The organism is Bacillus sp. CH140a_4T (genome assembly GCF_008923725.1).
In the GTDB taxonomy this organism is placed as follows: Bacteria; Bacillota; Bacilli; order Bacillales; family Bacillaceae_G; genus Bacillus_A.
On sequence record NZ_WBPF01000005.1, the window covers coordinates 244,556 to 270,639 of the forward strand.

Sequence of the window (26,084 nt, forward strand, 5' to 3'; positions counted from 1 at the left end):
ATCCATCACTATTTATTTCACAATTGGTAATGTCACTTCACTTAATTTTACTATAAGCTTCGTGCCCGCTTTCGGTCTAATTGTATAATCATAGTCACTAGCAATTAAAACGACCCCAATTTGATGCCCCGCTTTAAATACATAATCATCTGGCTGCATGTCCCATGTAAATGTATAATCTTTACCTGGTTGAATCGCTGTTGAATTTTCTATACTCTTTAAGTTTTGTGGATCCATCCAACCTTTCGTTACGATTTCCGGCTTCGTTCCTCCATAATCAACAAGTAAAGCAGTTAAATTTGATACAGATCGATCAATATTTCCTGTAATTGAAATCTTTGGTGTACCGCTTATTTTCATATCCTTTTGTAATACCGGCATTGTATAGACTAATCGATTGGCTACTTCTAATTCTGGGTTTGCTACTAATTGGTTTGATTTCATTTTCGCATCATCTACGAATGAGAAAACTTTATTTGCAGAGCCCATACTTAATGGCATATTAACTGCTTTGTTACTTAAATACATACGAACTTTTGACGGCACAGCCGATGGATCCGGCCAATTTTTTAATTTTTCCCAAGTTTTATTTTCACGTTGTACATCAACCATTGGTTCATTCATAATTCCATTTTCAATTCCATACAACCAATAATCGAGCCATTTATTTTGTGTTCTTTGCCAGTCATTCGTTGATGTTCCACCATGTCCACCTTGATGTAACCACATTTTACGAGGAACATCATTTTCTCCAAGCGCATCCCACCATTGCGCGAACTGCTTCGTCTTAACATTCCAATCATTTAAACCATGCACAACAAATACGCTTGCTTTAACATTTTTAGCATCTTTTACATAATTACGTTTATCCCAAAAATCATTATAATTACCAGTTTTTCGGTCCTGTCCAGCTGTTAGCTCTTTTATTACTTGTCCGCAAACTTCAGGATTTTCCCTTGTTAGTACTGCTTCAGCCATATTGTCTGTATCTTCTCCTTGGTATCCACCTGGCGCGATGACTGCACCGTTTGCACGATAATAATCATACCAACTACTAATCGCTGCGATTGGAATAATTGTTTTTAATCCTTCAACACCAGTCGTCGCAACAGCATTCGGTAACGTACCATTATAAGAAACGCCAGTCATCCCTACATTTCCTGTAGACCAATCAGCCTTAACTTCCTCACCATTTTCTGTGTATGCTTTCGCACGTCCATTCACCCAATCAATAACAGATTTCGTTCCTAGTATTTCTTGTTCATCTCCAGTAGTCGGACATCCATCTGATTTTCCAGTTCCAATACTTTCGCCTAAAATAACTGCATAACCTCTCGGCACATAATAATTTCCGTATGAACCAAGATTAACAGCTCCATATGGTTTCCCTTCATACGCATACAATTCTTCATCTACATTATATACAGGAACATCTTTTAAGCCAGCTCGATATGGACTCATTTCATAAATAACGGGAACTTTCACATTCGAATCAGTTTTTGGACGCATAACTTTTACTGATACACGATCCTTTTTCCCATCTCGATCACTATCAACTTCCGTCTCTACAAATAGATTTTCGATAATTGCTTCATCAAGCGAGTAAATTGGTTTTGTCATCCCATTTTCTAATTCGATCTTCGTATTTGATTGTACCCCTTCTGAAACTTTCCCATTTAACTTCACATCATTCTCATTTATGTAGTTTGTTTCTTTATTGTCTGCATACGCAGTCATACTAGAAACTCCCGATGTAACTGATAAAGATAAAATTGTTGATAATGTAATTGCTATTTTCTTTTTCCCCATACTCTTTCCTCCCCATATATGTCTCCTTTTACTATACAATAAAATTACTGAAAATTCAGTTTATAATTTATACAAAAACTTGAGAAATTTATAGAACACTCTTCCAACGAGCTTTCAAGATTATATATCCTGATTTACCACTCTCTTATAATCAATAAAAAACATCGCCTAATAATAGACGATGCTCCTAATAGTATTGAATTAAACATTCTTCATATTAATATAAAATCGTATTTCTCCCTCTATAGTAGATACTCCATAGTCAAAACCATGTCTCTCTAAAATACTTTTCACTATCGCTAAGCCTAATCCTGTACCTGAATGGTCTTTACTACGAGAAGATTCTAAGACGTAAAAAGGTTCCCAAATTTTATCGATATCTTTCATCTGTTCCGCATTCATACCATTTTGAATTTGAAAATATGCACTTTCATTTCGTTCTTCTAAAGTAATTTTTATATTTTGATTTGCTGTATATTTTATCGCATTAGATATTAAATTTTGAAACACCATTCTCATTTTATTTACATCTGCATAAACAACCGCATCACCAACATTATAGTTCACATGCAAATCTATTTCTTTCGACTCTAACTCAATCTTATGCTTATCTAATATACTTTGGACTAGTGATTTAATAGAGAATTCTTCTTTTTGTAAAACATCTCTCTCTAGTTTAGAAAATCGTAATAACTCTTCAATTAAGTTCGAAATTTGATCAGTTTGTTTAATAATAGTATCTATGTATGTACCATCATCTAAACCATCTTTTATTCCCATAGAATATGCTTTCACTAATGCGATCGGAGTTTTTAATTCATGCGTCACATCACCCATAAATCGTTTTAAATGTTCATTTCGATCTGTTAAATTTTGATGCGCTTCATGTAGTTTATCACTCATGATATTAATACTATTAGCTAAGTCTCCAATTTCATCATTTGTTTTCACTTTCGCTCGTTCAAATTTCAAATTTGAAATATCTTCTGCAACATCACTTAATTCTTTCAATGGTCTCGTAATTGTTTTTGAAAGTATCCATACAAGTACGACAATAAGAAAAATCGTAACACCTAATATGTACAAATAAAATGAGTTTAACGTTTTTATCACTTCATTTGAATGTGCGATCGAAACTCCTACTAAAATCAGCAAATTGTCTTTCGCAATATATTTCACAAAAAAACTAGATTTCATCTTCTCTTGATCATATATTTTATTCGAATGCCCGAAGTTCTTTACTTTCATTATTTCTTCTTTTGTAATCCAAAGTTTATTAAGGGCAACTCTTTTCTTTGTAAGTTGCATACGTAACTCTTCATTAATATGATCTTCTGAATCGTTTATCGATGTATACGTAATCGTAACATTCCCCTCATTTTCAATGCTAGTAATCGCTTCATCCAGTTGATTGCTCGGTATGGATTGTATTTGTGCTGTTATACCTTCTAAACTTTCTCGCGTTTTGTAAATATTATATTTCGGTAAAAGATAGTTAATTAATAATAACGATATCGTAAAAATAAGAACCACAGTTAAAGAAATACTGAGAAATAGCTTTTTTCCAAGTTTATTCACTCTGTTCCTCCAAACTATATCCTAGCCCGCGGTGCGTCTTTATAATATTTCCTCCTACTTTTTTACGTAATCTTCTTACATGTGTATCAACAGTTCGCTCTTCACCAAAATAGTCAAATCCCCATACGATATCTAACAATTTTTTACGAGTTAAAATCATGCCTTTATGATTTAAAAAACACTTTATTAATTCTAGCTCTGTTTTTGTAATATCTAACTCTTTGTCATTTTTATAAACTTTATTTTTAGTGAAATCTATTTTCAAATCTTGAACTTGAATGACATCATCATGCTGTATTAACTTTTTCGCTCGTGTAATGAGTACGCCTGGATGAAATGGTTTTTTTACGTACTCATCTGCACCACTTTGAAGCGCCGCTAGTTCATCTTCGCTTTCACTTTTCGCTGTAAGCATTAATACTTTAACGCTTGAGTTCTTTTTTATTTCCTGACAAACAGTAATACCACTATGTTTCGGCATCATCCAGTCTAAAATAGCTAAATCAATTTTCTCATCATAAAATATTTGAAGTGCTTCCTCTCCATCTTTCGCTAATAAAACTTCGAAGCCTTCTTTCTCGAAATAAGCCTTTAAAATCCTTAACATATCTTGTTCATCATCTGCTATTAATACTCTCATACATGATCCTCCATTGCTTTTAAACAAAAATCAATTGTATTATACAACTTCTTTGTTACATCAATGTGACAGAAAAATATTTGAACCGTTTAAGGGGATAGTAAAGACGAGGTGTTGTATTATGATTAAAAAAATCGGGGTCATTACTCTTCTTTGTTTCTTATTATCAACAAATGTGTTCGCAAATAGTAATCAACAAATTGAAGTATTTGATTGTCAAAAAGAAATGGTCGTTCAAAAACAATCTTTAGATCCAGCTATTCAAAAAGAAGCTGTTCAATATGCTAAATCCATTACTGGTCCGTTCAAAAACTTAAACGTCGTTCCGAAAGATGGTCACATGATAAAAATCCCTTTATCTAAACCAGTTTCTATTACAAATCAATGGTTACATACAACAATTGATGAAGTACTAATTCTTCTACCACTTAATCAAAAGCCTTATATTATGCTTTACGATGATGAAAATAATCCGCATTTTTATTATGTAAAAGGTGATCCGAAGGGATTATTGAAAGAAATGAATGTTAAACATAATTGACTAGAAAAAAGAGACTTCATAAGCTTATTTTTATAAGCAGAGGTCCCTTTTTTTACTCATATAATACTTTATAATGACTAGATCCTTTATAAAATTCTCCTTTCACAAATCCATTTGCAGTATAAAACGCATCACCTTGCTTTGTATCTGTATGTAAAACAACCACTTTAAAATACTTTTCCGCATGAGATAATAGTCGGATTAATAACAAGTTCCCTATCCCTATACAACGGTAGTCCTTTGAAATATAAAATCTCCTCACCCTACCAATCTTATTATTTTCTGTATATGGGTCCTCATTTAATCCTCCTATTCCAATTAACTTTTCCCCTTGAAAAATGCCATATAAGCATTCACCAGTTTTATTAAATATGTTTATTTTATATTCATATTCACTTATAAGTCTTATTAGAAAATTAAATCCTTCTTCTTTGCTTTCTTGAACAAGACAATCGTGTTCGTATATCATTAAATCTTCAATTTGTTGAATATGTATATCTTTCAAGTGAGTTCCCCCTTAATATAAAAATACGTAAAAATGCTCAAGAATCTTTTGTTCTGAGCATTTTATGGTTGTTACTTTATTCAATTCGTAGAATGGCTATTCTTCAATTCAGATGTAAATCGATAATATAGTTGTTTTATTTTATTACGAAAATATAAGAGCCTTGCTACACTCTAATGTGGGTAAAGCTCTTTAAAGCTCTTTAAAGCTCTTTAAAGTTGTTTCATTTCTATACGTTTAAAGGTATTTGTACTCAAAAATCTTTAATAAAGTTGTTTAATTCTTATTGGACTAAGGCGATTGTTTGTTTAAGTGAATACTTTTACATTTATAATGTCTCTCAAATATAATATTAGTTTATATATTCACTATTCTTCTCTAACAGGTTTAAGATAAATTATAATTTATTAATTGATATGTTTGTATAACCACTGCTCAAATATCTTTAACTGTTCGGCAGTATGAAAATAATGTTCACCCGTCTCCATGATTTCTAATTCACAACGATGTTTTTTTCTAAAATCGTTAATAGTTTCAAATTCGCACAGTTCATCCTTGGCCCCGTACATAATATATGTATCCGTATTCCATGTATTAATAGGATGTTCTTTTACATAACATAAATAATCCCAATATAACTTTTGACCAATCGGTGTCTCTATAGTCATTTCTTTTTGCAAAATTTCTGGTGTTACATTAAACCATTTCATCATATTTTTGATAATTCGTTCCATATTAACTACTGGTGATAAAAATAATGCCTTTTCTATCACATCATTTTGATAGGCTACAAGGCTAAAATAAGCTCCGATACTACATGCAAACACGCTTACTTCTTTCCAATGTTCTTTTGCGTAATTCATAATTATAGATAATTCACTAACACAAAACTGTACTTTGCAAGGTGTATTATCATTTTTCCTTTCTCCATGCTCAGGTAAATCAAAGCTTAATACTTGATAACCTTTTTGATTGGCTGCTTCAGCTAATATTTGAATAATTGCATCTTCCTTATTTGACATATTTCCATGTACTGCAATAAAAATTTTTTCACTTTTATCTCCCCATAAAACCGTAGGAATATTACCAATTTTAAAATTATCTTTAAGCATATTTTACTCCTTGGAATACGACATATAGGAATTGGCAAAACTGCACACTTTATAATCCTCTACTCAGTTTTAAAACAAATCAAACTATTACTGATCTATCACAAATGAATTCTACTACGTTAGTGAAAGAAGGCTTTTTATACAATTATATAATTTTTTAGAATGAATTATTTTCTCTGCACAATAGGCAATATCCCCTTCAACTCCAGTAAATCTTCTATTACTATATCCGCCTGCGCAAGTTCATCTTCTTGTGCAAAATCAAAATTGCAACCAATCGCAATCAAGCCATTATCTTTAGCTGCGTTTATATCAGATAACCGGTCCCCAATTACAGCTGCTTCTTTTATATCATATTTATTTAAAATATTTTTTACTAAGTCGCTTTTATTAAGTGAGTTTATTTGTTCAATACTAAACGTTTCAGTAACCCATTGATCTAAATCATAATAAGATACGATTGCTCGTAAATATTCAGTTAGACCATTACTAGCAATATAAATTGAACAATTATTTTCTTTTATATATGTAAAAATTTCTTTTACGTTCGGATATAAAGCACCTTTTCCGCTTTTAATGTTTTCAATTAATCTTTCTAAAAAATATGCATCCGTTTGTTCTCTTATTTTAAGAGAATGATCCGGTAATAAAGCTTCCCAAACTTTCGGTAAAGGCACACCCATAATTTTACGGTATTTATCAATAGGTGTTACCGTATCCCATAATTGTAGTGATCTTAAGTGGGCAAATGTATCATCTAACGATAATTCTAAGATTTTATCTGTTTGAAATAGCGTTCCGTCCATATCAAAAATTAATGCTTGTAACATGTCATTCTCTCCTTTTGAACTATAAGTATTACTTGATTTATTTTTCAGCATCTCAACTATAATTTCTGAACAATAATTTGCGGCTGTTTTCGCGAAATCATCATAGGAAACTTGAGCTTCATCGTCTGCACTGTCAGAAATACATCTTATAACAAGAAATGGTACGTCATTTATATAAGCAACATGTCCAATTGCTGCACCTTCCATTTCTGTACAAAGCGGCGCATATTCATCTATTAATTTCGCTTTTAGTTTTGAATCTTCAACAAAACATTCACCGCTTACAATTCTTCCTTCATGAACCTCCATGTGTAAATCACTACTATTGCATGCAATACGTGCTAACTCTATTAATTCCTTATTTGCGATAAACTCTTCTTGGAACGGGAATAAGTTTTTCATTTGAGATTTACTTACATCATGATGGGTAACATTCGTTGAAATAACGATATCACCAACTTTTACATCTCCGTGTAACCCTCCAGCAACACCCGTATTGATAATAGCATCTACATCAAATTTATGAATTAATGTTTGCGTACATGCGGCTGCATTTACTTTCCCTACACCACATCTTGTGACAATCACTTCGGTTTCCATAAATTCTCCAACGTAAAAAGGCATTCCTGCAATCGTCTGTTTTTCTTCTATAACTAGTTTTTCTAAAAGTAAATCTATTTCAATTTGCATTGCTCCGATAATGCCGATTCTGTTCATGAATGTAGTCTCCTTTTTTCTTATAAATCTGCCAATATATTATGTAAGGCACTGTAATTTTCAGCTATCCAATTCATTTCATCCGCAAAGCGTGAAGGTGGTACACTTTGCTGATCCATATTGGCATGGATCCACCATGTGCTCTCCATATACCAAAGCATTTGAATTGCCCGAACAATACTCCCTACTGGAAAGTCTAATTTATGACGGTATCCCGCTAAAAATGATGCAACTAGACTCTTATTTAATACTCCATTATGTAAGGCACAAGATATAACCGCACGCCCAATATCTAATTCGACATAATCATAATCCATCCGATCAAAATCTAGAATTGCTGAGACTTCATCGTTATGGAATAAGAAATTATCTACCCATAGATCACGGTGCACCCATCCGCTTTTACTATTATAAAATTGATTTATATTTACTAATTGTGTTGCTTCTTGCTGTAATTTTATACGGGAGAGAATATGTTCTTTTCCTAGCTGTTCTGCTTCTCTCCTTTTATCTTCCCAATGTTTCAACCTTTCTTCTTTAGTAGGCGGAACAAATTTAGGTTTTTTTCCTTCTATTAAAGAGCCATCATTTAACAATTTATGCATATGACCTATTGTCTTACCAAGAGAGTAGATTTCCTTTTCATTCAATTTTCCTGGTAAAATTAGATTACCTTCTTTATGTTCTAAAACTATAAATCTTTCATTATTTTTTGATGTATGCATTACATTATTTTTATAAGTTAGGAGCTTTGGACAACTTACACCATTATTATGTAGTCTTTGCTGTTGTTGTAATGCTTGTATTAAAAGTTCTGGGTTATACATTTTGTACCGTTCTTTATTATATTGCTTTAATACAAAAAATCCTGCATTCGTTTCGAGTTTCCACTTTAAATTTAGCCAACCACGATGAATAGGTATTGCATTTCGAATTTTAAACTTAAATAAAGACTCACACTCCACTTTCAGCTCTTGAAAAATCATTGCAGCTTTTTTATTACATAATGGCTCAATCATCTTACTTATCCTTTCTTAACTTGGCGTTCTTTACATCAGTTGCAAATATTCATCAACATCTTTCGAAATTTGTCTAAAAGCTTTATCCCAGAATGCATAGCTTGTTATATCTATTTCAAAATGTTTTTTCATAAGCTCTTCTACTGGAGCTTTTCCTGTTTCTCGTAAAAACTCTTTATATTTCGAATGAAAAGTACTTTTACTTTCTTGAGCTATTTCTATTAAACTAAAACTAGCTAAATACCCAAATGTGTATGGATAATTATAAAATGGAACATCTGCTATATAAAACTGAACATATTTCATCCAAACAAACGGCTGGTATTCTAATAATGCATGCCCGTATGCTTTTTCTTGTGATGCTATAGATAATTTCTCGATTTCATCAGCACTTAAAGGACCTTCTTTACACTTTTCATAAAAGTTCTTCTCAAATTCAAATGATGCTCGTATTGCCATTACATAATTAAAACTGTTTCTTATTTTCCAACTAAGCAATGACTTTTTTATATCTATACTATCTGTTGTTTGAATTAGATAGTTTATAAGCACGGTTTCAAAGAATATAGACGCAGATTCTGCTGTACTCATTGGCAAATAATCATCTAAAAAAGAAGTAGATTGTTCAAAGCTCATATTATAAAAATGCCAAGCATGTCCTAGTTCATGCGCAAGTACTCTTACACTATCTATACTTCCGTCATAACGCATTGAAATTCGCGATTCTTTCTCACTGAAGAAAGGAGCGCAAAACCGGCCTGGTGCTTTATTATCTCTTGGCTCCGCATCTACCCATCCACTCTCTATTGCATTACGTGCAAATTCTGCTAATTCTTTATCTATATTTTCAAACGCATCGTATATGTTTTGAACTGCTACTGAAAAAGGGATATTAATCTCATTATTTTCCTTTACTGTCATAAGTTCATGCCATGTGATCGAAGCTTCCCCCTTCTTAAACACGTTTAAAACACTTACTAATTTATCAAGATTTTCTTCTGTCGCATTCCACATTTTTAATAATACAGTTTCAGTAATACCATTCGCATGTAAAGATTGAGTTAAAATATCTCTGCCTCCTAATTCATTACTCTTTGTATTACGTAATCTCCCTATTTGATTCAATACAGTAGCAAAGATTTCTTTTTCCTTATGTAGGGCATTTGTTAATAACTCGAATACTTCTACTCTTTCCTTTTCATTATTACTATTCATTGCAATATTATTTGCTTGACCAAATGATATTTGTTTATTATTGTGCTCTATTTCTATCTTATTTCTTAATTGTATGTACATATTTTCCCATGCATGTAGTTCTTCTTTTATTAAATTAGTATTAATATTATTGGAAGTTTCCATTGCACTTTGCTGTATTACTTACTGTACTTCCCTTTTCAGATCTTTTACTGCCGTAGTCAATATAGTAAGGTCAGATGAAACACTTTCTTCAGCCGATCGGCAATACAAATAATATTCAGCCTTTTCAATAGCTTGTATAAGTTTTGAAAGGATCCCTACATCTTTTGTCGCATAATATTGTTCTTTCAACCCCAATATCGGAGTTAGAATATCTTCAATCAAATACAATCGATCTAAATTCCACCTAGCAATTTCATGCAATTTTTAGCCGCCTCCTATTTTTACAAATAGTTACAGTTGTTTCTCCCTACACAATTATATATGAAACAAGAAAATTTTAATATCTTTAAATATTTAGATTTCCACAAACGCATTCTTATTAATACTCCTTTCTTCTGCTACTGAAACGTACATAACATAAACAGATAAACGATACAGATACTGGAATCAGTATTACTCCTCCAATAAAAGGATAAATAACTACACAACATGTAAAAGCTACTATAGAAAAAATTTTACCTAACCTATTCTTTATTAATTTCATTCCAGCCGCAGTACCGACTATATATGTAACAATTCCTAACGAATTCGGTATTAATACAATTTTATCTATACTAATATGGAAAACGAAACTTATTAACAAACCTATTATTGCAGTGCAACCTACAACTTTTACTGCATTTGTTGGGGTTTCTCTTTTTTTATTTATATGTGCTAAATAACGTGGTGCAACTTCAGCTTTTCCTAATGAATAACCTAAGCGACCCATACTTGCGATAAATGCATTTGTCGTTCCTAAACAAATTATAAAAGCTACAAATCCAATTATCCATGCAAATCGCTCGCCTAATGTTTGTTTCATTACAAGCACGAGAGCCGTAGTATTATCAGCATTTATATAATAGGATTTCATTCCAATTACCGATAACGCAATACCTATATATAAAACTCCAATAATAACAATCGCAAATCCCGTAGATAAAATAATATTTCTTTTTCTAGGTGTTTTAAATTCTGGAGCTAAACTTGCAATAGCTTCCCAGCCGAAAAAAGACCAAAAAATTAATAATGATGCCTCTAAAATTGGATTTATTTCATGCATAGAAATATGTACATTTATATTTTTCATTTCAATATAAGGTAGTGAGCTAATAATCGTTACAATTAAAATAAAGAAAGTTAATACACCAATACATACTTGAAACCAACCACTCATTTTTAACCCGTATAAATTAAAACCAATTGAAATACTTAAAATAATAAGCGCTATAACGTAAGAGAAATATGGTGATAAAGCAAGCACTCTCACTATATACATTCCACCAGTCATTGAGACTACGATTTGACCAACGCTACCCGCAATAAAAAAACACCATCCTATAATAAGCACCTATATTTTTACCGAAAGCTTTTTCTGCAAACGTGGCAATTCCACCTGCACTTGAGTACTCAATCGATAAAAAAGCGAACGTAAATGCAAGTGGAATACTAAATAATATCATAACAAGCCAAGAAACAATCGCATTCCCTTCTGCTACACTCGCTGTCATACCAGGTAATATAAGGATTCCCGATCCTAAAACTGCTCCGACATATAAGGCTGTTCCTCTTTTAATAGAAATTGTTTCGTCAAAATGATTAGACATTACAAGCACCTCTATTTATATTTTAATTATAGAAAGTTATCAGTCTATTCAATATACAAAAGTGTATGTATTTTTACATAAGGCTTTCTATTATGTATTTGTTTAAGAAATTTACTTTCAATTTTGCAAAGTAGCATAATTCATGGATGAAATTGATAAGAAAATAACGCTATTACTACAAGAAGATGCCAGAATGACAATTACAGAAATGACCGAACACTTACACCTCAGCCGCCCTAGTGTTACCGAGAGACTAAAGAGATTACAAGATACTGGAATAATTGAAAAATATACCGCACGGATATCATTAGATGCAGTTGGAAAATCAATTCAATCATTTTTAAGAATTGAAAATCTAAAGATTCCTTGTAAAAAATTTGAGGAGAAAATCTACGAAGAATATAGAATACTCGAATGTCATCGAGTAACAGGTGAAAGTAGCTATTACTTAAAAGTTGCGGTTCACTCTATGAAGGAATTAGAGGAATTAATTGATTTTGTTATACCATTTGGAACAGTCAAAACTTCAATGATTTTATCTTCACCAATACCATATCGACCGATTATTACTGATTAATAAGAAAAAAGGATTGATCAAAAGATCAATCCTTTACTCTACCTCATTTAAGAAGAACAATGTTAACGCACCAGGTCCTGTATGAGCTCCGATTGCCGCTCCAATTGTATTTACGATAAATACTTCACAGCCAAATCTTTCTGTAATTAATGCTTTTAACGCTTCAGCTGTTTCTAAGTCATCGCCATGAGTCATAGCGATTGTTTGACCTTTAAGGTCTTTTCCGCGCTCTTCCATAATATCTACAATTCGGCTTAGTACTTTCTTTTTTCCTCTTACCTTTTCAAGTGGTACAAGTTTTCCTTCTTCCACGTTTAAGATCGGCTTAATGTTTAGTAAACCACCGATAAAACCAGCTACTTTACTTAAACGCCCACCTCTCACTAAGTACTGTAAGTCAGCTACTGTGAAGATATGTTCTATATGATTCATTAGAAAATCAACACGTTTTAAAATATCTTCTTTTGATGCACCGTCTTTTGCCATCTTAGCAGCTTCTAATACAACAAGCCCTTGACCAAGCGAAGCACATTTCGTATCGATAATTTCTAAATCTAAATCAGCATATGTTTCTTTTACTTCTTCTTTAATAACTACTGACGATTGATATGTACCAGACAGTTCAGATGAAAAAGCTAAATATATACAAGGATTACCTTCTTTTGCATAAGAAACAAATTTTTCTTGGAAAGTTTCAAGTGAAGGCAATGATGTTCTATAAACAGCGCCTTCTCTCATATTTTGCAATAATGTAACTGATTCTAATGTAACTCCATCTAAATACTCTGTTTCTGCTTCATCATAAACACGGAGTGGAATTAAATCAATATCATATGCTTGCAGCAATTCTACCGGTAAATCCGCCGCACTATCCGTAATGATTTTAACACCCATTTTTAAACCTCTATTCTGTTATAAATATAAAAAATATAAAATAAAAATAGTACTTTTAAATTATATACGTAAAACTTAAATGAAGAAAGGAAAAGACTTTATATTGTATGCACTATTCTTCAAAACTTGAACTGTTATTAAAATCATCTAAATTTAACCGCTTTACATTCTGTATAATAAAAATATATCGAATTTTCCAAAGGAGTGATACAAATGAGTATTCAACTAGCCACCTCTAATGATTTAGAATGGGTTAATAAACAATATGACGCTATAGGATTTGTACGAAGTGATTTAAATCGAGATATGGTGGCAATCATTACATACGAGAATGCTTATGCAGGTGTTGGTCGATTAGTTAAAATAGATGTAGATACTTTAGAGATGGGCGGGATTTTTATTCTTCCTAAATTTAGAGGTTTACACTTAGCTGAGGAACTTGTTTCATTTTTAGTAGAAACTGCGAAGAAATTACAAGTACAACATGTATATTGTCTTCCTTTTGAGGAATTAGAAAACTTTTATAATAAATATGGCTATACTGAGGTCGATACTACGAAAGAAGCGGTTCATCCAATTATTCTAAAAAAATATAATTGGTGTTTAGATCATTATGATAAGCATGTTTTATTATGTAAGCTGTAAGTGCGACTAAAGAGAACGTATATAAAAATATTAATTACTTCTTCTACTCAGATAATAACCGTACTTTATTTGGTCACCATCAGCTTCTAGAAGAGGTACAGTTACTACATATGTTTCCTTTCTCTCCTAGCATTACTTTTTTGTAATTGATTAATTTGTTTAAAATTACCTTAAATCGTATTCCAACAAACTAGTCAGAAGGGAAATTCCTATATAATACAATAAAGTAATTAAAAGGAGCGTTATTCATGCTAGATGTAGTAAGACTTTTTATCTTTATTGCTGTTGCAATTGGTGCCATTATTAACATTTACCTAGAATTTAATAAACCTAAAAAAAGTATATTTTCAATCGTTTTTCTATCAGTACTCTTAATCGGAGCCTCAGGATTAAATAAAGATATTTTTTCTAAATTATTATAGTTGCTTGATTAAAAATCACTGTTCCGTTAATAATGTAAATAACATGAATGTATTTCTCCATTCCCCCTTGGAGAAGAGCAGTTAGCTTTTGCTAGCTGCTCTTTTATTTAAAAATAATTTCATCTATTATCCACAAAATAAGTATCATACGCCTTATCAAAAACATATCCTAGCTTTTCAGCTAGTTTAGCAGATGTAGTATTTGCTGCATCCCAGTTTGGGTATATCCCTTTGTCTAGACAGTCCAAAATTAAAGCCGCGCTAACTAAAGTTGCCAATCCTTTTCTTCTATGATTTTGATCAGTCGCCACCTCAATTTCAATCCCATTATCATAAATGCTATATGATGATGCACCGCATACAACTTCTCCGTTGTACAAAATACTATACCCTATACCTCGGTTTAAATAATCTTCTACTGATTGAAATTGACTTATAAAATCTTCAGAGACCTTATGTAGTGTAGGGATATTTACGATATGTTCATCTATTCTTCGTAACTCGTATCCTTTTGGAAGCGCTGATATAAAAGATTGCAATTTTGAACGATTAAAAACTTCCACAATCCGTTTGAATTTATAGCGTAAAAACTTATCTATTTTTCTTTCGTAACATGTTTCTAAACGCTTTTTCCAATCTTCACTATTTACGATTACTAACATTCTATCAGGAATGTTACGCACTAATTCTTCAGTTTCTTTCGCATTCGAATCACCAGCGTAAAATGTAAAGATCCCTACCGTAACTTGCGCTACTGTTGGATTTTCAAGATCATTTACCCAAGCAGTACCCATATGTCCTTGTAAATAAGAAAGTAAAACAACGTTATTGAAATCTTCGAACATTGTAACTAATTTTTCTCTTGTATGTATATTCGCTTCATATATCATTCACATTCCTTCTTTCGTTAGAATCAATGTACTTCTACTTTTTTCTACATATAAGCAAATGTATACTAAACTCCATATACTTTTATATTATTCATAAATATAAAAGTATTATAACATCTAATGAATAGTAACAGATTATTATCTTCTATTATGTAGTACCCCTCAATACTCGTTTGAGGGCTCATTTAAAGAAATAAGTAATAACTCATTCTTATAAACAAATGATTCCGTTCCTCCGTTTTTATATACTTTAGTCACTTGAACAACTGATGTGTACGTATTATCGTCATTCAATATCATCTTTTTCATCTCTTCTATCTCAGTATTACCAGCTCCACTCTCGATTTTCAAGCAGTTCGAGATGTTGAGGTATCCACTCGATGTGAAAAACTTGGATAATATAACTTTAACGTATGAATATAGTACCTACTCAGCACATTAAAAATGAGTAATAACACATAAATTCCCCTATAAACACATATAACAATTTCATCTTTCATGAAAAAAACGTTATAATGAAGTGTAGCCTCTACGATTACGTTATAAAGGAGATTAAAACAATGGCTAAAATTAAAGTATACCAAGCAACAGAAGAAAATATGGAAACAGTAAAAAACATTATTGATGTTGAAGAACAAAACCCAACTGCTGAAAACTTACAAAATCTATACGCATGTGTATTAGATACGGAAGATATGGCATTGCCTGAATCATACATTGAAGAAGATATCTTAATTGATTCTATTGAAGTGATGGTTAACGTTTCTCAAAGCAAAGTAAGAGACTTAGGTGCTTACGATGTAATCGAAGTACAAAACAAAGGTAAGAAAACACAAATATTATTATTAGCAGACGAAGAATACGAAATCATCGAAGGCTAATCTCAATCCGTACATACGAAAAAGCTCCCTTCCAATTGGAAAGGAGCTTTTTCATTACGCTTTTGATGTTTCGCTCTTTTTATTTGTTTGTTGTTTCTTAATTACCATGCGCTCATTTCCCATAAAGAAAATAAATATGAATGCTAAACCAGCTGGTACCAATGCCCACATAAATGTTTGGACAATTGAGCTAGAAAGAGCATCAATAATTTTATCTAATATTTGCGGCGGGATTTTAGATCTTGCCGATTCTGATAGAATAGCTCTTGAATCTCCTAAAGCGTTTGTATTCATTCCTCCGCTCATACCTTTAAAAGCTTCTTCTAATTGATCTTGGAAACCTGTTCTTTGGATCATTCCGAAGATTGTAATACCTAGTGTCATTCCTAACGAACGAATGAAGTTACTTGTTGAAGTCGCAGATCCTCGCTGTTCCATACCGAAGTTGTGAATAGCTGCCATACTTAGTACAGAGAATGAGAATCCAACTCCAAATCCGATAATAATCATATACACTGTTAATAATGCACGACTTGTTTCTGGCGTTAATGTGCTTAATAAGAATAGTCCAATTAGCATAATAACCGCAGAAATAATCATAATGTTTCGGTAGCTAAGCTTCGTAGTTAAAAATCCGCCTAACTGCGCTGTTACGACTGATCCTAACATCATCGGTAAAAGTAATAATCCTGAGTTTGTTGCAGTGCCGCCGTATACACCTTGAATGAATAACGGTATGTACACAGTTGCCGACATAAACGCAGCACCGTAACATAAAGCAATAATAGTACTCATTCCGAATAAACGTTGTTTAAACATTTCAAATGAAATAATCGGTTCCTCTACTTTACGTTCAATACATATAAATGCAATAATTAAAATAGCGAATCCACCAAATAAACTTAAAATAAAACTAGAATCCCAATCATACTTTTGTCCACCAAGCTCTAAAGCAAACATTAAAGAAACTACTGCACCAACTAAAGTAATTGCACCAAACCAGTCAATTTTTTGCTTTCTATGAACTCGTGACTCTTTATAAAAGAATGTAATAAAAATAAGTGCTAAAACGCCAAGGGGTAAGTTAATATAAAATACCCAATGCCAGCTAATGTAATCTGTAATATACGCACCAAGCAATGGACCAAAAATACTTGATAAACCAAATACTGCTCCGAATAATCCACCCATTTTTCCGCGCTTTTCTGGAGGGAAAATATCAAAAACGATAGTAAACGCGATCGGCACTAATGCCCCGCCGCCAATACCTTGAATGGCACGATAAATACCTAACTGTGTAATATTTTCAGCAGTACCACAAAGTGCCGAACCAATCATAAAGACGATTAAACCGAAAATAAAGAATCTCTTTCTACCATACATATCTGATAGTTTACCGAATATCGGCATACCTGCCATTTCTGCGACCATATAGGCAGAAACGACCCAAACAAAGTTTTCAAGGCCTCCTAAGTCACCAACGATTGTTCCCATCGCTGTTACGACAATGGTATTATCCATTGATGCCATTAAAATACCTAGCAATAAGCCCGCCACAACAAAGCCGAGCTTATTATTCTTCTCAACCATAACCTTGCTCTCCCTCGTACTACTTATATTTGTTTATGTTCTTTTACGACTGCATTACCTTTTTGGTTAAAACTAGTATGATATTCTACAACACTAATTTCACAACCTGGACCAATGGTAACGTTGTTTCCTCTTACTACTTCAGCGATAGTATGCTCTAAATAAATCTCATCTCCTTCAATGATAGACGTTTGGAGGCTTCCAGCATGACTTGAAAATGGAATAAATCTCGCTTTTTTATGAACGGTAATCTTCTTACCACCAATCTCTCTCACTTTACTTCCTTCATAACGAAGTGAAATATCAATATTTTCAGCATTAAGTAATCCATCACTTTCAAGGCCACCAGTTAGTGATAGTTCTTCAACTTCAATATCTCCTTTCACATTTAAGGCGCCTTTCACATCTACGAAATCACCAGTAAACTTCCCTTTAACTTCTATCATACCTCTTACTTTCGTTTTTTCAATATGGGCATCACTATTCATTTGTGTATTTCCGTATACTTTTACATATTCCGCAGTTACATTTCCTTGTACTTCACTATCTCCATACACGACATAATTTTTCACTTTCATATTACCGCGTACTTCACTCGTGCCGTACGTTTTAAATTCATTACAGCTCATATCATTAGAAATCGTTCCTTCACCACGAATCTTCACTTTGTTATAATCCCCGCCTGCTGAACTACCAGAACCATTGACAGTAAGACTATGTTGATGTTCCATATTATTTTCTCCCTCCCATTAAACCTGCTTCATTTCTTTTACATTTGCGTTTTTATCAACAGTAAGAACACCAGTATATTCAATCAATTCAATCTCACAGTTCGCTCCTACTGTAACATTGTTTCCTCTTACCGTTTTTATGTGAGCATAATCAATATCGATATTGTCACCTTCTAATAGTTCAGCCTCTAATTGCATACCAAATACCGATTTAAACAGTCTACTAAAAGTACTTAGTCTATGTTTTACTTTAATCGTTTGACCACCAATTTCTTTCGCTCGACATGTACCGTGAATATTAATATTTATTTCATCGGCACTTAATAATCCACCAATTGTAAATTGTCCTTCTGAAGAAAAAGTATCCACTTCACAATTCCCATCAATCGTTGCTTGACCATTGACTTTAAATTCTTCACCAGTGACATTTCCACCTATTGTACCTTTTCCTGCAATTTTCAAACTGTTTGCCTTTACATCTTGCGTAATTGTTGCTTTCCCATCAATTCGCATCGTTTCCGCATGTACTGTGCCTTCGACTTTACCAGATCCACTAATTCTTGCATTGCCGCTTTTCAAATTCCCAGTAACGGCACCGTAACCGTTACATTCAAATTGGTCACATTCAACATTTCCAGTAACAGTCCCTTTTCCGTTTAATTGCACTTTATGAAACTCGCCGCCATTCGATGAACCGTAACCATTTATAATCAAATTATCTGTACGCATACTTTTTCCTCCACTACAACAGTTTAGTTTTTAATGCTTCGGTATATTTCATAATCGCTTCGCGTAAAACAATTTTGGTGCCTTTTTCAAAAATTAAATCGTCTACGTTTGAAACTAAGAAACAAGTAGAAATCCCTAACTTTCGGACGATGATTAAATCACAAGTTTTATGCTTAATCGCTTCATAATTTTCACGTAAAACTTGTAAGACCATTTTTCCTTCTTCTAAACTAATCTCTCCTGATTGTAGTAATTCTTCAAGCATATACACATAAAGAATATCTACAAATTGAAACTCTGTTGTTTTATTCGTTTGTTCTATGAAGAATTGTAAAACTGGCTCTGATGCAATCTCTTTACGTAAAAGGTCTTCCTTTGTTAAAAGGATTTCTCTTACACTCGGTGAAAACATATTTGCTAGTTCATCAAGTGATAAATCCTCTTTCATCGTTTGGATTTTATCAATACGCTCTAATATCTTTTCTTTCGGAAAAAATGTCTCTTGACCCGTAAATGTTGACTTTCGTACAAACCAAGCTTCCGGTATTAAATTTTTTCTTTTCCACCTATATAACTGTCCGTATGAAATACCAGTTAGTTCTAATAAATCTTTTTTTGAAATTAAATCTGTACTCAACTGTATAACACTCCTTCCTAACAACAATGTAACATAACACTGTTACGTTGTAAATGGACTTTTATCATAAGAAGCGTAACAATGTGCAAAACAACCTCGTTTCACACAAAAAAATAGGGTTCTCACGCATCCTATAAAATGCGTAAGAACCCTTATATATCAACATGTAAACCATATTTCATAAAAATCAATCCATCCTTGTGAATTAATCATTATATTTTGTACTTTTTCGTGAGAAGTTACTTGTTGTTTGTTACGGTATAAAGGAATAATATGAATGTGACGTAACAAAGTGTCCTCAATATCGCGTAACAATGTAACTCTTTTCTCTAATTGTTCTTGTTTAAAATAAGGGGACAACTTTTTATGAAAGTCCATGCTGCTTTGCCCATGAATAAAACTGTTTTTTGTCAGAAACATATATAGCAGACTATCTTCTATTCGCTCGCTAATTGTTGCACTATCATGCATCATATCGGCCTTTTGTATCGTACTCATTTCCAATAACTCTTCTATCTCAAGAAAATTAGTTTCTACACGAATCCCGTACTTCGCACACTCTTTTTGTATCCATTGTGCATCTTCAACGTGATCTTGTCCTGTAAATGTATAGAGTTGTAACACTTCATTATGATACGTACTCCTTTTCATTAAACAATCTATATCTTCCTCAATCTCTACTATGCTTTCATTTACTAATATTAGTTTCTTTGCCACTTCTCCACGTTCTCCGCCGAGTTCTTGAACAATTTTATCGCCATGAATAATTTGATATAGTACCTTTCGAAATAGCTCATCTTGCATCGGCCCTTCTTTTACAAGATTGCACGTTACGTATGTTACGTTCGATTCAAGCCGAGATAACTCTTTATTAGGCTTTTCTTTATCTTTATACTGCGCCTTGACTAACACGTCATACGTATTTACATTTTGCTCTACATTCATTAGTTCAATTCGGTCAAGAAAAGGTCTTTCACGATAATATAAATCATGTACTTCTAGTACAAATAAATGTGCATTCTTCTCTCGTAATATAAATGGGCCTGTACCAATGAAGTTTCCTGCCTCATCTTCATTTACGATAGAACACTGTTCTGCGCTAAGCATATGTAAAAACATCATATTTTCAGTATGTAATCGAATTTCAACAACATATTCATCCACTGCACGGACACTTTCAACATGTTGTAACATCCATGCGTGTGGGTTGTTTTCAGCTTTCATAAATCGATTCAATGACTGTATAACATGTTGTGCAGTAAGTCGTCTTCCATTATGAAGATAAACGCCTTTTCTTAAATAAAATGTCCAAACCTTATCAGCATCACTATATTCCCAGTGAAAAACAAGCCTTGGTTCTATAGAATTTGTTTCCTCATTTACATATACGAGTGTATCAAAAATATGTTTAACCATATGACATTCTGATCGCATCGTAGCGTAAACCGGATCTAAAGCGATGTCTAGATTCATTCGTACTTGCAAACGAAGGACATCTTCTCTTCCTTCGGGCGTCCTTTCTATTTGATGACCAAATAATGAATCTATCCAAGCTTCATACTCTTTCTTTACTAAAGGAAATCGTGAGCTGTAGCGTTCCACAAATGAGATTCCACTTTTCACATCTCCTTTTTTCGTTAGTTCTTTTCCTCTCTCTAAAATTAATGTCATTGGTTGCATTTGAAATATTAATTTAGAACGATTCCCTCTCCCGCGACCTGGAAACCAAGTGATCCAATGTAACTCTTCTAATTTTTTTATAATTAATTTACTATTACGCTCCGTACAAAATAATGTTTCTGCTATCATCTGTACTGTTACTTCTAATTGCTCTCCTTCTCGTCTACCTTTACCATAGATACACCATAGTTCAATATATTGATCTAAAATAAACATCATAATCCCCCTAAAAGGTGAAAAATAACCCCTTTTGTTTCTACCCTTTTTCCATTTCTCCTTTCATCTTATCATTTCAATATAGAAAGGAGGAATTAATATTGAACAATCTCTTAATACGTTATAACAAACCAATTATTATAAGACTGTGCGGCGAATTATTAACCCGAACAACTGAATCTATGTTAGCTCTCATAATGATTATTTACGTTAATAAAATGTTAAACGGTAATATAATAATAACCATGCTCATTTTCGGTCTACAACCTCTTTCAGACATCGTATTTACACTTATTGCTGGGGGAGTCACTGATAAATATGGGCGAAAGAAAATTATGTTACTCGGCTTATTGCTACAAGGCGTTGCAATTGGCAGCTTCATCTTTGCTCAATCTGTTTTTATATTTGCAATGTTATACGTCATAAATGGGGTGGGCCGTTCCTTATATATTCCCGCTCAACGTGCACAAATTGCTGATTTAACAAAACAAAAACAACAAGCAGAAATTTTTGCTCTTTTGCATACGACGGCTGCAATTGGTTCCGTAATTGGTCCAATAATTGGCGCTATCTTTTATCGTACTCACCCTGAATATTTATTTATAATGCAAAGCATTACACTGATGGTATATGCAGTCGTTGTTTGGACGCAGCTTCCAGAAACTGCTCCAGCAATGACAAAAACAACACAAAAACTCGAAGTATCATCTCCAAAACAATTTGTACACAAACATTACGCCGTTTTGGGACTTATGATTTCTACACTTCCTATTAGCTTTTTTTATGCACAAACTGAAACAAATTATCGTATTTTCGCTAAAGATATATTTCCAGATTTCGTATTCATACTCGCTTTTATTTCAACATGCAAAGCTATTATGGAAATCATTCTGCAAATTTTTCTCGTGAAATGGTCTGAACGATTTTCCATGGCGAAAATTATCCTTATTTCTTACACTTGCTATACGATAGCTGCGATTGGCTACGGGCTTTCAGCAACAATCACGTCCCTATTCTTCACATTATTCTTTTTAGTCATTGGGCAAAGTATCGCTTTAAACCATTTACTTCGATTCGTTTCAGAAATCGCTCCTCCAGATCAACGTGGATTGTATTTTTCGATTTACGGGTTACATTGGGATATATCTCGAACGTGTGGCCCTGTAGTTGGTGCAGTTTTATTAAGTCAACTAGATGGTAGTATGCTATTTTATATTTGCGCTTGTTTCTTAATAACTGGAGGAATTATGCAAGCTCTTTTTGTTCGAAATTTAGAGCGTAATAAACTAAAAAAAGACATTTCGGAGCATATTCCTCATATTTTATAAGCTGCTTTCTTAATCCTTTTAACAGTAAAAAAGAAGGATATCACAAAAGTCTCAAGACTATTGTGATATCCTTTTTTACCCTGCCATGTTATTAATACTATCTTCTGGCGAAAATACCGAAATATGATTTACCTTACCAGTCGATTTTGGAATAATGAATTTTAACTCAAACTGATTGTTTACTTTATATACATATATTTTGTCTTCCCCATTTACTTTAACTGAAGCTGCTCTTCCTAATGCTTTCTCTATTTCTTGTAATGTAATTGATTTTAGCTCTGCATGATAGGAGCGTACATCAAAAACTTGTGAGCCTTTATTAAAACCGAAGCTAACATTTTTATTTGTAAAGGTAGCGTACATTCCGTTACCTGCTTGTTCCGTTTTATCTGCTTTCCCCCACGCTTTTTCTATTTCTTCAATATCTCCTGTATGTGCTGCAAACGGAGCGTTAGGTACTTTTCCTTCTTTCGCTAGTTCGAACAAATCTTTAATGTGGTTAATTGATTTTTGATTTATTACTGTATCTTTCGTGCTTGAATCTGTCTTTGGTTTTGTTGATCCTTCATTATTTGATTCTGCTTCAGGCTCCTTCTTGTCTTCAGAAGAATTATTCTGTTCGTTTTTACTATTTTCTGATGTTTGGTTTGTTTCCTTCTTTTCATCTGTCCCTTTACATGCTGCTAATGAAAATAGGCATGTAAAAGAGAGTAATAATATAACTACCTTTACATACACTTTCATACATTTCAGCCCCCTATCATAATCTTATTCATCTTGATAACCAATCCATTACACTACTTTTCAAATCGTGTTTGTTCCAAAAAGTAAATGCTTCACTCTCTCTTAATGCTTGCACAACATATTCTACATAAGCTGTTCCTAAAAAATAACCAAGTCGGTTGTATCCAAAATATTGTCCGCCAGATAACCGGAACCACTCTTTCTCTTTTTCTAACGTCCATCCTTCTATATAATCTTCCAAAAAACGTTTCTTTATATGTTCTTCATTTTCTATATAGCATTGTAACCAACGTTCACCATCATCGTTATATGAGTAATACACTGATTCATTTAAACCTTTCATAATTTGTTTTGATAAATATGTTGCAACACCTTCACGATACAAACTAACTGCCGCGTCAGTCCACTCGGCTTTACTCCAATCCATTCCATCATTTTGTAACTTAACATTATGATATATATGTCCTATTTCGTGAGCAACAATTACACGAAGATGATTCAAATCTGGAGATAATTTTTCTACCGCAAAAAATATGTCTCCAATGATTTCCCTTTCCACAAATGCATTTGAACCAAACCCTCCAACAAATAAATGAAATTTCATATTTAAATCAAAGTTATATTTATAATGATATTCATTCGTTATCTCTTGAATAATGGTCGGTAATGTTTCTGCAATGATACGAATATCTTCTATTTTTGCAGGATATTGTTTAATGGCATTCGAAAGACGTTCGCTCGTATGTGGACAATGATACTTAAAGTATTCTTCAAATATCTCTGTATTCGAAGTAAAGTATTGATTGAGGACTTCTAATTCTAAATCGTCACTTTCCCATAATTTTAAAAAACTTGGAATTGTATTATTTATCATTTTTCTCATCTCCTTATATATCCCTTCTCGTCATTTACACAGCAATCCTTCCTTAAACGTAGAAAAAGCAACAAAGAAAGATGAGCCTTCTTTGTTGCTTTTTCTGTTTAATCAAACCATTTATCACCATCAGAAATCCATTTACCATTATGCAAATCGTAACATTCATCATAATCATGAAAACTAAAGTACGATGGTAATGTAACATTCATGCCACCAGCTTTATTCCAGCAAGTCGCAAACCATTCTACTATAACTTTCATTTCAATTTCAGATAACTTTTCATCATTTTTTTCGTAAAAATCCCAAAATTCATCAGATTCTTCACCACTGAACGTATAATATGTAACATCGTCCATTACATTATAGCTACCAGAAAAAATCCCTTTATCAGTTCCTTCATAAAAAACTTCATTCGCTTCCCCATCCATTGAAAACATAACGATAGACAGTTCAAATGACTGAACAAAAGCAGTAAAATCTAATAAATCTATTTCTTTATAATAATTATGCTCTGTTGTTACCTTTAACTTTTCAATCAAATCAGAGGATTTTGCTTCGAGTCCATTTATTATCGAATTTTTATAGCTCTCAATCGTAAACAAATACTTCACTTCCTATTCATTTCATATATTTATCGAGATATATAAAATTATAGCAAAAGTTTTATATATTTTGCTTTAGAAAATGAAAAAAGCTGTCCAAAAAGGACAGCTTTACATATGTATTTTTACACTTCGATTGACTTACCATCTTCAACAATATGATAAAGTAAATGAGCTAAATGATGAATTGGACCATACTCTTCCTCTTCTTCGTCTGTTTCACCTTGGAACTCAAGATCATTTAAGTATAGTGCTAAAAATTGATAGTATAGTTTCAAATCAAATCCGTAGCACGCAGTTGGCTCTTCATGATCGCCTTCGTATTGTAACATTAAGTATTGATCGTTTCCTTCTGCATCTTCTGCATCAAAGAATACGAAGAAGCCAACGTTTGTATCTAAATCAAATAGATGACGAGTGCCTTTTTCTGTTGCTTTGTTGAAATCCTCTTCACTTAATTTATGTACTGTTGTCGCTTTAGCATTATCTTCTTGATGGAAATTTACTGTAAATGTTTTCAATGCTGACACCTCCTGATTGTATAATACTAGCATAACATATAAAAAGGACTGCTTACAAATGTAAACAGTCCTTGCATTCATTTCCGCATTGCTCGTAATAAGAAACTTACAATGAAAATTAAAATAATCGCTCCAATTAAAGCTGGAATAATTGCAAATCCGCCAATTACTGGGCCAAAACTCCCAAGTAATTTCGTACCAATCCAAGAACCGATAATACCAGCAATAATATTGCCAATTACACCACCAGGTACGTCCTTTCCAGTAATTAAGCTTGCAAACCATCCTAATATACCACCGACGATTAAAGACCAAATCATATGATAACCTCCTTTATATTTCACAAATCAAATTATAATTAGAA

The 26,084-nt window shown here is 32.8% G+C and carries 25 protein-coding genes and 3 pseudogenes; 6 read left to right on the forward strand and 22 right to left on the reverse strand.

Annotation, left to right across the window (positions count from 1 at the left end):
* Positions 1–12: 12 nt before the first annotated feature.
* The 3 genes from F8162_RS02270 to F8162_RS02280 all read right to left on the reverse strand — a co-directional run bounded on the left by F8162_RS02270 (position 13) and on the right by F8162_RS02280 (position 4,027).
* Positions 13–1,809 (reverse strand): Xaa-Pro dipeptidyl-peptidase, encoded by a 1,797-nt coding sequence (locus F8162_RS02270; RefSeq protein ID WP_151635259.1) that lies wholly within the window; start codon positions 1,807–1,809, stop codon positions 13–15.
* Positions 1,810–2,010: 201 nt separating this feature from the next.
* Positions 2,011–3,387 carry a sensor histidine kinase gene (locus F8162_RS02275; RefSeq protein WP_151635257.1) on the reverse strand — a complete coding sequence of 459 codons (1,377 nt, stop codon included), beginning with the start codon at positions 3,385–3,387 and terminating at the stop codon, positions 2,011–2,013.
* On the reverse strand, positions 3,380–4,027 hold the full coding sequence (locus F8162_RS02280; protein WP_078417962.1) for a response regulator transcription factor: 648 nt from the start codon (positions 4,025–4,027) through the stop codon (positions 3,380–3,382). Before F8162_RS02280 ends, F8162_RS02275 begins: the two co-directional genes overlap by 8 nt.
* A 121-nt stretch (positions 4,028–4,148) precedes the next feature.
* Between F8162_RS02280 and F8162_RS02285 the strand changes: the two genes are divergently transcribed.
* Complete coding sequence (locus F8162_RS02285; RefSeq protein WP_151635256.1) at positions 4,149–4,568, forward strand: hypothetical protein; 420 nt, start codon at positions 4,149–4,151, stop codon at positions 4,566–4,568.
* A gap of 52 nt (positions 4,569–4,620) precedes the next feature.
* Here F8162_RS02285 and F8162_RS02290 read toward each other — a convergent pair whose 3' ends face one another.
* The 6 genes and pseudogenes from F8162_RS02290 to F8162_RS02315 form a co-directional block, all read right to left on the reverse strand.
* Positions 4,621–5,073 carry a GNAT family N-acetyltransferase gene (locus F8162_RS02290; RefSeq protein WP_151635254.1) on the reverse strand — a complete coding sequence of 151 codons (453 nt, stop codon included), beginning with the start codon at positions 5,071–5,073 and terminating at the stop codon, positions 4,621–4,623.
* A 407-nt stretch (positions 5,074–5,480) separates the two neighbouring features.
* Positions 5,481–6,185 (reverse strand): alpha/beta hydrolase, encoded by a 705-nt coding sequence (locus tag F8162_RS02295; RefSeq protein WP_151635252.1) that lies wholly within the window; start codon positions 6,183–6,185, stop codon positions 5,481–5,483.
* A 167-nt stretch (positions 6,186–6,352) separates the two neighbouring features.
* Entirely contained in the window at positions 6,353–7,732 is a 1,380-nt protein-coding gene (locus F8162_RS02300) for a 5'-methylthioadenosine/adenosylhomocysteine nucleosidase (protein ID WP_151635250.1), read from the reverse strand.
* Positions 7,733–7,752: 20 nt separating this feature from the next.
* Entirely contained in the window at positions 7,753–8,751 is a 999-nt protein-coding gene (locus F8162_RS02305) for a phosphotransferase (RefSeq protein ID WP_151635248.1), read from the reverse strand.
* Positions 8,752–8,781: 30 nt separating this feature from the next.
* Positions 8,782–10,371, reverse strand: a pseudogene (locus F8162_RS02310) (M3 family metallopeptidase).
* Positions 10,372–10,489: 118 nt separating this feature from the next.
* Positions 10,490–11,756, reverse strand: a pseudogene (locus F8162_RS02315) (APC family permease).
* Positions 11,757–11,898: 142 nt separating this feature from the next.
* Between F8162_RS02315 and F8162_RS02320 the strand changes: the two are divergent.
* Positions 11,899–12,333 (forward strand): Lrp/AsnC family transcriptional regulator, encoded by a 435-nt coding sequence (locus F8162_RS02320; RefSeq protein WP_151635246.1) that lies wholly within the window; start codon positions 11,899–11,901, stop codon positions 12,331–12,333.
* A gap of 33 nt (positions 12,334–12,366) precedes the next feature.
* Here F8162_RS02320 and F8162_RS02325 read toward each other — a convergent pair whose 3' ends face one another.
* Positions 12,367–13,227, reverse strand: a complete 861-nt coding sequence (locus F8162_RS02325) for a DegV family protein (RefSeq protein WP_088082017.1) — start codon at positions 13,225–13,227, stop codon at positions 12,367–12,369.
* A gap of 213 nt (positions 13,228–13,440) precedes the next feature.
* Between F8162_RS02325 and F8162_RS02330 the strand changes: the two genes are divergently transcribed.
* Positions 13,441–13,872, forward strand: coding sequence for a GNAT family N-acetyltransferase (locus F8162_RS02330; RefSeq protein WP_151635244.1), 432 nt, complete (start codon positions 13,441–13,443; stop codon positions 13,870–13,872).
* A gap of 248 nt (positions 13,873–14,120) precedes the next feature.
* Positions 14,121–14,294 (forward strand): hypothetical protein, encoded by a 174-nt coding sequence (locus F8162_RS28625; protein WP_192797595.1) that lies wholly within the window; start codon positions 14,121–14,123, stop codon positions 14,292–14,294.
* A 119-nt stretch (positions 14,295–14,413) separates the two neighbouring features.
* Here the strand turns inward: F8162_RS28625 and F8162_RS02335 are convergent, their stop codons facing one another.
* The gene (locus tag F8162_RS02335; protein WP_151635242.1) at positions 14,414–15,184 is read right to left on the reverse strand and encodes a GNAT family N-acetyltransferase; all 771 of its coding nucleotides are present in this window, start codon (positions 15,182–15,184) and stop codon (positions 14,414–14,416) included.
* Between the two features lie 162 nt (positions 15,185–15,346).
* Positions 15,347–15,571 (reverse strand): annotated as a pseudogene (locus F8162_RS02340) (hypothetical protein); the annotation flags it as partial.
* A gap of 173 nt (positions 15,572–15,744) precedes the next feature.
* On the opposite strand from F8162_RS02340, the gene F8162_RS02345 reads away from it, so the two are divergent.
* Positions 15,745–16,065: a hypothetical protein gene (locus tag F8162_RS02345; RefSeq protein WP_151635240.1), complete on the forward strand. Its 321-nt coding sequence runs from the start codon at positions 15,745–15,747 to the stop codon at positions 16,063–16,065.
* Between the two features lie 54 nt (positions 16,066–16,119).
* On the opposite strand, the gene F8162_RS02350 is transcribed toward F8162_RS02345, so the two are convergent.
* The 5 genes from F8162_RS02350 to F8162_RS02370 all read right to left on the reverse strand — a co-directional run bounded on the left by F8162_RS02350 (position 16,120) and on the right by F8162_RS02370 (position 21,648).
* Positions 16,120–17,655 (reverse strand): MDR family MFS transporter, encoded by a 1,536-nt coding sequence (locus tag F8162_RS02350; RefSeq protein WP_151635238.1) that lies wholly within the window; start codon positions 17,653–17,655, stop codon positions 16,120–16,122.
* A 23-nt stretch (positions 17,656–17,678) separates the two neighbouring features.
* On the reverse strand, positions 17,679–18,386 hold the full coding sequence (locus F8162_RS02355) for a cytoplasmic protein (protein WP_151635235.1): 708 nt from the start codon (positions 18,384–18,386) through the stop codon (positions 17,679–17,681).
* 18 nt (positions 18,387–18,404) lie between these two features.
* On the reverse strand, positions 18,405–19,115 hold the full coding sequence (locus F8162_RS02360) for a bactofilin family protein (RefSeq protein WP_151635233.1): 711 nt from the start codon (positions 19,113–19,115) through the stop codon (positions 18,405–18,407).
* A gap of 13 nt (positions 19,116–19,128) precedes the next feature.
* A complete protein-coding gene (locus F8162_RS02365) occupies positions 19,129–19,752 on the reverse strand; it encodes a YhbD family protein (RefSeq protein ID WP_151635231.1) in 624 nt (207 codons plus the stop codon).
* 159 nt (positions 19,753–19,911) lie between these two features.
* A complete protein-coding gene (locus F8162_RS02370) occupies positions 19,912–21,648 on the reverse strand; it encodes an SgrR family transcriptional regulator (protein WP_151635229.1) in 1,737 nt (578 codons plus the stop codon).
* 101 nt (positions 21,649–21,749) lie between these two features.
* Here F8162_RS02370 and F8162_RS02375 point away from each other — a divergent pair, with 101 nt between their 5' ends.
* Entirely contained in the window at positions 21,750–22,976 is a 1,227-nt protein-coding gene (locus tag F8162_RS02375; RefSeq protein ID WP_151635227.1) for an MDR family MFS transporter, read from the forward strand.
* A gap of 75 nt (positions 22,977–23,051) precedes the next feature.
* Here F8162_RS02375 and F8162_RS02380 read toward each other — a convergent pair whose 3' ends face one another.
* The 5 genes from F8162_RS02380 to F8162_RS02400 all read right to left on the reverse strand — a co-directional run bounded on the left by F8162_RS02380 (position 23,052) and on the right by F8162_RS02400 (position 26,040).
* Positions 23,052–23,720: a YjgB family protein gene (locus F8162_RS02380; RefSeq protein ID WP_151635225.1), complete on the reverse strand. Its 669-nt coding sequence runs from the start codon at positions 23,718–23,720 to the stop codon at positions 23,052–23,054.
* Between the two features lie 28 nt (positions 23,721–23,748).
* Positions 23,749–24,594, reverse strand: a complete 846-nt coding sequence (locus F8162_RS02385) for an aminopeptidase (RefSeq protein ID WP_151635223.1) — start codon at positions 24,592–24,594, stop codon at positions 23,749–23,751.
* A 107-nt stretch (positions 24,595–24,701) separates the two neighbouring features.
* A complete protein-coding gene (locus tag F8162_RS02390) occupies positions 24,702–25,199 on the reverse strand; it encodes a hypothetical protein (RefSeq protein ID WP_151635221.1) in 498 nt (165 codons plus the stop codon).
* Positions 25,200–25,324: 125 nt separating this feature from the next.
* The gene (locus F8162_RS02395) at positions 25,325–25,720 is read right to left on the reverse strand and encodes a hypothetical protein (RefSeq protein ID WP_000847587.1); all 396 of its coding nucleotides are present in this window, start codon (positions 25,718–25,720) and stop codon (positions 25,325–25,327) included.
* Positions 25,721–25,797: 77 nt separating this feature from the next.
* Positions 25,798–26,040, reverse strand: a complete 243-nt coding sequence (locus F8162_RS02400; protein ID WP_088096705.1) for a GlsB/YeaQ/YmgE family stress response membrane protein — start codon at positions 26,038–26,040, stop codon at positions 25,798–25,800.
* Positions 26,041–26,084 lie beyond the last annotated feature (44 nt).